We start from the raw sequence: 6,363 nt of genomic DNA, 5'->3' as shown, positions 1-6,363 counted from the left end.
AAAGACCCCGAAGACGTCGTGCAATACGCCGGCACCATCATGCAGATGGAAGCCTCCGGCGCCGCCACCGGCGAGGAATTGAAGTCCGGACGCGCCCAACACACTTTCCTCGTCCCGCCCCAGGATGTCCGCGAAGCAGCCGACGGAGCATTCTGGATCATCCAGGCCGGCGGAATTGCGCCATTCCGAGCGCTTCCTACCCGACGCATGGCTGCATCTCACGATCGAGTAGAAGAGTTCCAGCGGACAGATTCAACGGTCATCGTTGCAGGGTCGGTGATGACAGACGAGGACCCCAGTCGCGAACTTGAGGCGATAGCTGACTCAGAAGGTGAACCGGAGAAATAGCTCGCCATCGCTTGAAAGCGATTCTCTACTCTTCCTCGAATGGTGATGGCATTGGTGTCCAGCCCGGGCAGGGCGACAGACATAGTTCACAAAAGAGAGCGCCCTGCGTGGCGAGTTCGAAGGCTTCGCTGCCCGGTTCGATAGGGAGCGTTTCACGGACTGCGCGCGCATCTGGGTAGCGTGGGCGCTCGACCACCGCGACTGCCCCGTCGGATATCGAATTAGCTACTGGTCGCGGCTTGACCAAGTAGGTTTCGCCTATTTCATGATCACAATCGGATTCGAAGCAGCCTGTGCATATGCCGCTCTTCCGACCGATAGTGACCTGGTAGTACGTGTCTGGATCATGAAGGCAGCTGTCAAAGCGGGTGTCGCAAATCGAGCAATTCCAGGTAGTAGTCATTTCGACAGAGAAACCCCAGCGCATATGGGATATGCGCACGGGGCAATCCGTCCAAACCTCACCCTTTTCAACCCAAAGCTGGCATCCATAAAGACCCGCTCTGAGCCGGGCAAGACGATGAATTAGCACATGGGCATCGTCAGAAAATTCGCTGTCTTCAAGATAATTGAGCGCACTCTGAGCTAGCTTGATCGCCTCCGCCAGAGGCTGTTCCTGGTTCGTGAGCTCGATCGGGTCCAGCTCTGATCGAATCCGATCCCAATCCCGACGAGTCGCCTCCATGGCTACCGGATCGATAATGAACTCGTCGAAAAAGCGTTCGGTGGGCAGTGGCCCTAGGCGTAGCGCTCTTGCAATGTCATCGCGTGCCTCAGTGGCAGTCTGGAGGGCGCGACAGCCCCGTTCCAGAAGCCACTCCTCTCGCACTGGCCCGCCTGCGGGCGGTACAGCCCCAGCTTCAAGAAGCCGGAAAAAAACTGTCACGGCTTTTCCTTAAGCTCGCGCAGGGCCTCCATCACATCCGACGCAGAACCTTCGACGCGAACTCCCTTGATCTTTCCCGTCTTCGGGTTCAAACTCGCGATTCGGATTTTGAGAGGAATCGTGTCGGCGTCATCACGCTTGGAGCCGCGGCGTCTGACAATTCCGTCGATGATGTAACCCAGGCCGAAGAGAAATACGTCAGTGACAGGTCCAATAAGCCCAAGCCATAATTCAATCTCTGAAACGTCCGCAGAGAAATGATCAACGAAGCGGCGATCCTCCTCGTTGAGTGCATACTCAACCTTCAACCCCCCGCTACTCGCATCCTTCTGAATGAACATGCTCTCAGGGCGGTATGCAGGGCGGCCGGCGGAATCTCTCAAACTAGGCAGCAGGTACAGGGCGTCCGGACTTGCAACGTCCGTCACAAGATCAGCGGGCACGGCCCACTCCGTCGATTCAACCTTCTGCGCCATCCGGAAAGACTATCTGCGCGGACATCACCAACATCGATCTGTGGGAGATGGTTCGCTTCCCCACTGGCATCCATTTGCTCGAACGTATGTTCTAATCTGAGGGCATGGGAACCAATCGCCGATACGGGTCTGACCTGACCAATAAGGCGATCAATGCGGTCTTGGTTCGCCCGAAACCGCTCTCGCTGACCGAAGACGAGAAGAAGTCCACTGGTGAGGCAGTGCAGCAGCCGCCGGCTGAGGAAGCCCCCCGCGTGCTCGCGTGGGTGCGTTACCCCGAGTGGACGGTCCAGGTCGCCGGCCGGGTGGTCGCGTACAACGACCGGATGGTGCTCGTCGAGTGGGAAACCCAGGGCGGCGGCACCCATCAGGCGTGGGTCTGGCGCTCCGCTGTGACGATCCCGAAGCCTGGCCGACCAGGCAAATAAGGCCGGCCTGCCGGCCGCTGTTTCCTTCCCGCTGCGCTCGGCCCCTCTCTGGCCAAACCCTCGCTCACACGGTAGTTCGCTCCCGGCGCTCCGTTCCGAACTTCTCGGACGCGCCCCTTGCGGGGCTTATTTCGCCCGAGAACTCCGGCACTGCGCGCCTCCCGCTCACTGCCATGCAAGTGAGGGTTCGGCCCGAGAAAAAGTTTGGAGAGCACCATGACAATCACCATCACGACGAGGGTCGCCGTCTACAGCCGCCCGGGCTGCGTGCAGTGCACCGCCACGTATCGCGCGCTCGACCGCAAAGGCATCACCTATAAGCCCGTCGACATCGACCAGACCCCCGGCGCCGAGGAGCTGCTACGCGAACTCGGCTACCTGCAGCTCCCCGTCGTGATCGTCACCGGCACCTGGGACGGCTGGTGCGGATTCCGCCCCGACTGCATCGACGCACTCTGAAAGGACGACGGCCATGCTCACACTCACCACCCCCGACGGAACCACGATCACCGCCGCCACCGATGTCGAACTTGCCTCGAAGTGGCTCGACCACCAGTACGGCGAGAACTGGGATTCCGGACTCATCCCCTTCGACCAGCACGACGCAATGAACTCCACTATCGAAGAACTCGCCCTGATGCACGACGGCATCCTCTCCGGCTACACCGTCACCGAAAGCACCCCCATCCCTACGACCGTGCTCGAGCGATTCGTGGCCGCGTTCACCTGGGACACCGCGGGCGACGTCGCCACGACCCTCAACTGCGGCGAGGTCGACGCCCTCGCCGACCTCCTCCGCGCAGCCGGAGCAATTGACACCGCCGCCTTGTGGATCGAGCGTCACGCCGAAGGCGACGAAGAGGGCGACGCACACCACCCCGGAACCGACGACCAGGAGGCAGCACGATGACCACCACAACAATCACCGTGCCCCTCGTGGCCGCGATCGAAGAAGCCTGGGCCGCGATCCAGGAACGTCACGAAGACGTTCCCGAGGTCGTCGTGACCCTCGCATCCGGCAACGGCCGCGGCGGCATGGCCTACGGCCACTTCGCCGCCTCCCGCTGGGCTCGCGGCGACGCTCTCGTGCACGAGCTGCTGGTGGGCGGTGAAGGGCTCCAGCGCGGCGGCCGCGCCGTGCTCGGCACCCTCATCCACGAAGCCGCCCACGCGGCCGCCGAGGCCCGCGGGATCAAAGACACCAGCCGTCAGGGCCGATTCCACAACACCCGCTTCAAGGCCATCGGCGAAGAGTTCGGGCTCACCCTCACCAAAGACCCCTCGATCGGCTGGTCGATCACCGACGTACCTGACGAAACGGCCCACAGCTACCGCGCCGTCATCGACGCTCTCGATGCCGCGATCGTCGCCTACCGCCTGACCGACATCGCAGGTGCGGGCAAGACGAAGACCAACAACGGTGTGGTCGCCGTGTGCGAATGCGGCCGGAAGCTCCGCGTCAGCCGCTCCACGTTCGAGGTCGGCCCCATCGTCTGCGGTGTGTGCAACGCTGAGTTCGAAGCAGAGGACGACGAGGGGTGAACCATGCAGGCGCTACAGGCGGCGGGCTTTGCCGTCTTCGCCTGTGGCGCCGTGCTCTTCGTACTCCCCCGCGTGCTACCGATCCGCGCCCGCGGCCGCCGCGGAATCGCCCGCGCATCCCTTGCCGCATTCGCGCTCGGGCTGCTGCTCATCATCGGACCTCTCATCGTTGGCCTGATCGGCCACGCGATCCTGTACCCAACTAGCTGAAAACATCTAGTCCCCCTTGATGTTTACTATCTAGGGGGACTAGACTAGTGTTATGACGAAGCCGCAGAAGTACCGGGACGTTACCAAGTTCCTGCGATCGAAGGGCTGGGAGTTCAAACGCCAAAGGGCAGCCACGAAATCTGGGGACCGTCCGAATCCGGCATGATCTTCTCACTCGTCGCTCACAAGGGCGAGGTCTCGGTCGGAGTGGTGCGACAGATTCAGCAGATTTTCCCGGATGCGCCTCGTGAATGGAATTGATGTGAAGACCAGCCAGATACCCCGCACGCTCCACGCACGCGCCTACCGCGACGCCGGCAAGTGGTGGACGATCGAGATTCCCGAACTCACCTCCACCGGCCCCAACGGCTCCACCATCGTCGCAATCGGCGGTGCCGTCGCATTGAAAGACGTTGACCAGGCCGCCCGCGACCTCGCCGCCGTCTGGCTCGACGTCGACGACGACGAGATCGCCGTGGAGGTGACTGTGGAGCTCCCCGAGGCCGCGGCCATGATGTGGGCCGAAGCCAACGAAAACGAAGAGCACTCCCGCGAAGCGGCAGCAGCGGCCGCGCGCCTTCGGCGCGAAGCAGTGCAAACCCTCAAAAAGAGCGGGCTCACACAAGCCGACGTCGCCCGCGCGCTCGGCCTCTCCGCTCAACGAATCAGCCAGCTCTCACACTGATCTTCGGTTGACACCTAGGTGTCAACCCGGCTCGAGTTACGGCAGGACGAAGGACGCTTTTTCGAGCCGCAGCATTTCGAACGGAGTCCTCCAAGCGACGCCGTGTGCGATGCATGCATCTGGAATTTTGACCTTGTTGCGTCGTTGCGGTTCCGACTTCTCCATCGTGACGACGGTGAGACTGTGCGCGTGCGCATACGCGACCAGCTCGTAGTCCGCCGCTCCCAGGAACTCGGTGACAGCAGCAGCGGTGAAATGCCCGGCGCTCGCCCACGTGGCAAGGGCTTGCAGGCTGGGAGCACACGCTGCATCCATCGGCACGAACATCGACGAGCGAGCCGCCGCCCAGGTCGTGAGATCGTCCTGTCCGGCGGCGATCTCAGTGCCGATGGGTTGAATGCTTTTCAGCAGACCAGCATTGAAGGAGCGGTCGAGCCAATCCCAGAAGGCCGGCACGAAGTCCAGCCCGTAATGCGCTTGATTCGACTGAATGAAAATATTGGCGTCGAGCAGATACGTCACGCCACCCCCAACTTGTTGGCCATGCCCTCAAAGGTGGATCGCTTGGCGGCACCCAGGAGACTAAAGGCGTCCCGATACAGCGTGCGACCTTCTAGGGCGTCCACAATCACGGCCCGCGCGAACGACTGACTGATCCGAAGAGGCTGGGTGTTGTAGTAGTCACCGCCGCCACTTCCCTTTCGTGAGGCAATGATCTCTTTCAGTCGTTCTAGCTCGGTCTGATAGCGAGCGCGGTAGTCGTCCCAAGTGAGGAATCCGTTATCGAAAATGCGTTTCAGAACGACGAGAGTGCTGACCTTGTAGAGCCGTGCTAGACGCTGCAGCTCGCCGAGATCGCTGTTTTGCCGATAGTCGATCTTGATCGAGCTAGACGGCACTAGAACCTCGGCGGCGACGTTGTTCGCCCACAACTCGTGATCGTTCTGAGTCTGGTTCGCCATCTGCGCGTCCGACAGCGCCGTCTCGCCCAGCCAAATGTGGGCCAGCTCATGGATGAGAGTGAATATCTGCGCAGACTTCGTATCCGCACCGTTCACAAAAACCAGAGACGACAGGGGGTCGGTGAGCGCAAATCCCCGGAACTCGTTGGGATCGAGTATCCGGTGGGTATTGCTCCCAACGATGCCGGACACCATGACGAGTACGCCAAGCTGCTCTACAGAGTCGATTAGTTGCCGCAGAGCCTCCTCCCAGGAGGAGAAGCGTGCGCGCCGATCTAACCCGAAGTCGAGCATGCGACGAATCTCGTCGGCCACAACGGCCGGGGAGTCGTCGATCGTGGCCGAGCCCACAAAGGAGAACGGCTCGTGGCCCTGATCGGCCGCATACGAGCGGAACCAGTCTTGGCGTCTCTGCGCTTCGTAGATTGTGTCGAGCAGATCGGGGCTCGGCGCACTGATGGCGTTATTGCCGAGCGTCCGAAAGTCCGGGATTGGTACGGGTTCCTCAGGTGGCTCCGGCAGGAACAGGTAGCCAAGGGGGGTATGTGTGGCGTGGGCGAATCCCTCCAACTGTTTGAAGGTCGGCTGCCCATCGCCGGCCGCCCACTTGGAGAATTGTTCATAGCGCGCGCTGCTTGTCGGCATGCCGGACCGTTGAAGCGCCCACGTCAGCATCGTTGGGCTTACCGGAACACGCACAGCCACGGTGTGACTCCCCCTTTACGCGTTGAACCGAATATACAAGTGCATGTGGGCCGATCGCTCCTACGAGCTGAACGGTCGACCCTGGCGGAAGCTTCCTCCGTTAGGCGTAAACGCCTCTCCC

General features: G+C 61.5%; 10 protein-coding genes and 1 pseudogene. 7 read left to right on the top strand and 4 right to left on the bottom strand.

The features are described 5' to 3' along the window. A pseudogene (locus ITJ64_RS18695) lies at positions 1-348 on the top strand (hypothetical protein); the annotation flags it as partial. A 25-nt stretch (positions 349-373) separates the two neighbouring features. Here ITJ64_RS18695 and ITJ64_RS18690 read toward each other — a convergent pair. Next, positions 374-1,234 carry a hypothetical protein gene (locus ITJ64_RS18690; protein ID WP_194682289.1) on the bottom strand — a complete coding sequence of 287 codons (861 nt, stop codon included), beginning with the start codon at positions 1,232-1,234 and terminating at the stop codon, positions 374-376. Continuing rightward, positions 1,231-1,710, bottom strand: coding sequence for a hypothetical protein (locus ITJ64_RS18685; protein WP_194682288.1), 480 nt, complete (start codon positions 1,708-1,710; stop codon positions 1,231-1,233). The genes ITJ64_RS18690 and ITJ64_RS18685 overlap by 4 nt, the downstream gene beginning before the upstream one ends. A gap of 104 nt (positions 1,711-1,814) precedes the next feature. On the opposite strand from ITJ64_RS18685, the gene ITJ64_RS18680 reads away from it, so the two are divergent. From ITJ64_RS18680 to ITJ64_RS18655, 6 genes are all read left to right on the top strand, one after another. Continuing rightward, the gene (locus ITJ64_RS18680; RefSeq protein WP_194682287.1) at positions 1,815-2,138 is read left to right on the top strand and encodes a hypothetical protein; all 324 of its coding nucleotides are present in this window, start codon (positions 1,815-1,817) and stop codon (positions 2,136-2,138) included. A gap of 216 nt (positions 2,139-2,354) precedes the next feature. Continuing rightward, the gene (locus ITJ64_RS18675) at positions 2,355-2,597 is read left to right on the top strand and encodes a glutaredoxin domain-containing protein (protein ID WP_194682286.1); all 243 of its coding nucleotides are present in this window, start codon (positions 2,355-2,357) and stop codon (positions 2,595-2,597) included. 13 nt (positions 2,598-2,610) lie between these two features. Continuing rightward, complete coding sequence (locus tag ITJ64_RS19065) at positions 2,611-3,048, top strand: hypothetical protein (protein ID WP_228509322.1); 438 nt, start codon at positions 2,611-2,613, stop codon at positions 3,046-3,048. Between the two features lie 26 nt (positions 3,049-3,074). Beyond that, on the top strand, positions 3,075-3,680 hold the full coding sequence (locus ITJ64_RS18665) for a hypothetical protein (RefSeq protein WP_370545280.1): 606 nt from the start codon (positions 3,075-3,077) through the stop codon (positions 3,678-3,680). A gap of 3 nt (positions 3,681-3,683) precedes the next feature. Then, positions 3,684-3,890 carry a hypothetical protein gene (locus tag ITJ64_RS18660; RefSeq protein ID WP_194682284.1) on the top strand — a complete coding sequence of 69 codons (207 nt, stop codon included), beginning with the start codon at positions 3,684-3,686 and terminating at the stop codon, positions 3,888-3,890. 262 nt (positions 3,891-4,152) lie between these two features. Beyond that, positions 4,153-4,575, top strand: a complete 423-nt coding sequence (locus ITJ64_RS18655) for a helix-turn-helix transcriptional regulator (RefSeq protein WP_194682283.1) — start codon at positions 4,153-4,155, stop codon at positions 4,573-4,575. A 36-nt stretch (positions 4,576-4,611) separates the two neighbouring features. Here ITJ64_RS18655 and ITJ64_RS18650 read toward each other — a convergent pair whose 3' ends face one another. Further along, complete coding sequence (locus ITJ64_RS18650) at positions 4,612-5,097, bottom strand: DUF4411 family protein (RefSeq protein ID WP_194682282.1); 486 nt, start codon at positions 5,095-5,097, stop codon at positions 4,612-4,614. Then, positions 5,094-6,182 (bottom strand): ImmA/IrrE family metallo-endopeptidase, encoded by a 1,089-nt coding sequence (locus ITJ64_RS18645; RefSeq protein WP_228509320.1) that lies wholly within the window; start codon positions 6,180-6,182, stop codon positions 5,094-5,096. The genes ITJ64_RS18650 and ITJ64_RS18645 overlap by 4 nt, the downstream gene beginning before the upstream one ends. Positions 6,183-6,363: the final 181 nt, after the last annotated feature.

Origin of the sequence: Herbiconiux sp. VKM Ac-1786, assembly GCF_015350805.1 — a bacterium.
GTDB lineage: Bacteria > Actinomycetota > Actinomycetes > Actinomycetales > Microbacteriaceae > Herbiconiux.
The sequence above is the reverse complement of the archived record's forward strand: the minus strand, read 5'-3'. Positions and strand labels throughout refer to the sequence as shown.

What these genes read in the sequence shown, in the direction of transcription:
- ITJ64_RS18660 (WP_194682284.1), top strand. Translation starts at nt 3,684, where the DNA reads ATGCAGGCGCTACAGGCGGCGGGCTTTGCCGTCTTCGCCTGTGGCGCC.
- ITJ64_RS18680 (WP_194682287.1), top strand. Translation starts at nt 1,815, where the DNA reads ATGGGAACCAATCGCCGATACGGGTCTGACCTGACCAATAAGGCGATC.
- ITJ64_RS18645 (WP_228509320.1), bottom strand. Translation starts at nt 6,182, where the DNA reads ATGCCGACAAGCAGCGCGCGCTATGAACAATTCTCCAAGTGGGCGGCC.
- ITJ64_RS19065 (WP_228509322.1), top strand. Translation starts at nt 2,611, where the DNA reads ATGCTCACACTCACCACCCCCGACGGAACCACGATCACCGCCGCCACC.
- ITJ64_RS18675 (WP_194682286.1), top strand. Translation starts at nt 2,355, where the DNA reads ATGACAATCACCATCACGACGAGGGTCGCCGTCTACAGCCGCCCGGGC.
- ITJ64_RS18685 (WP_194682288.1), bottom strand. Translation starts at nt 1,710, where the DNA reads ATGGCGCAGAAGGTTGAATCGACGGAGTGGGCCGTGCCCGCTGATCTT.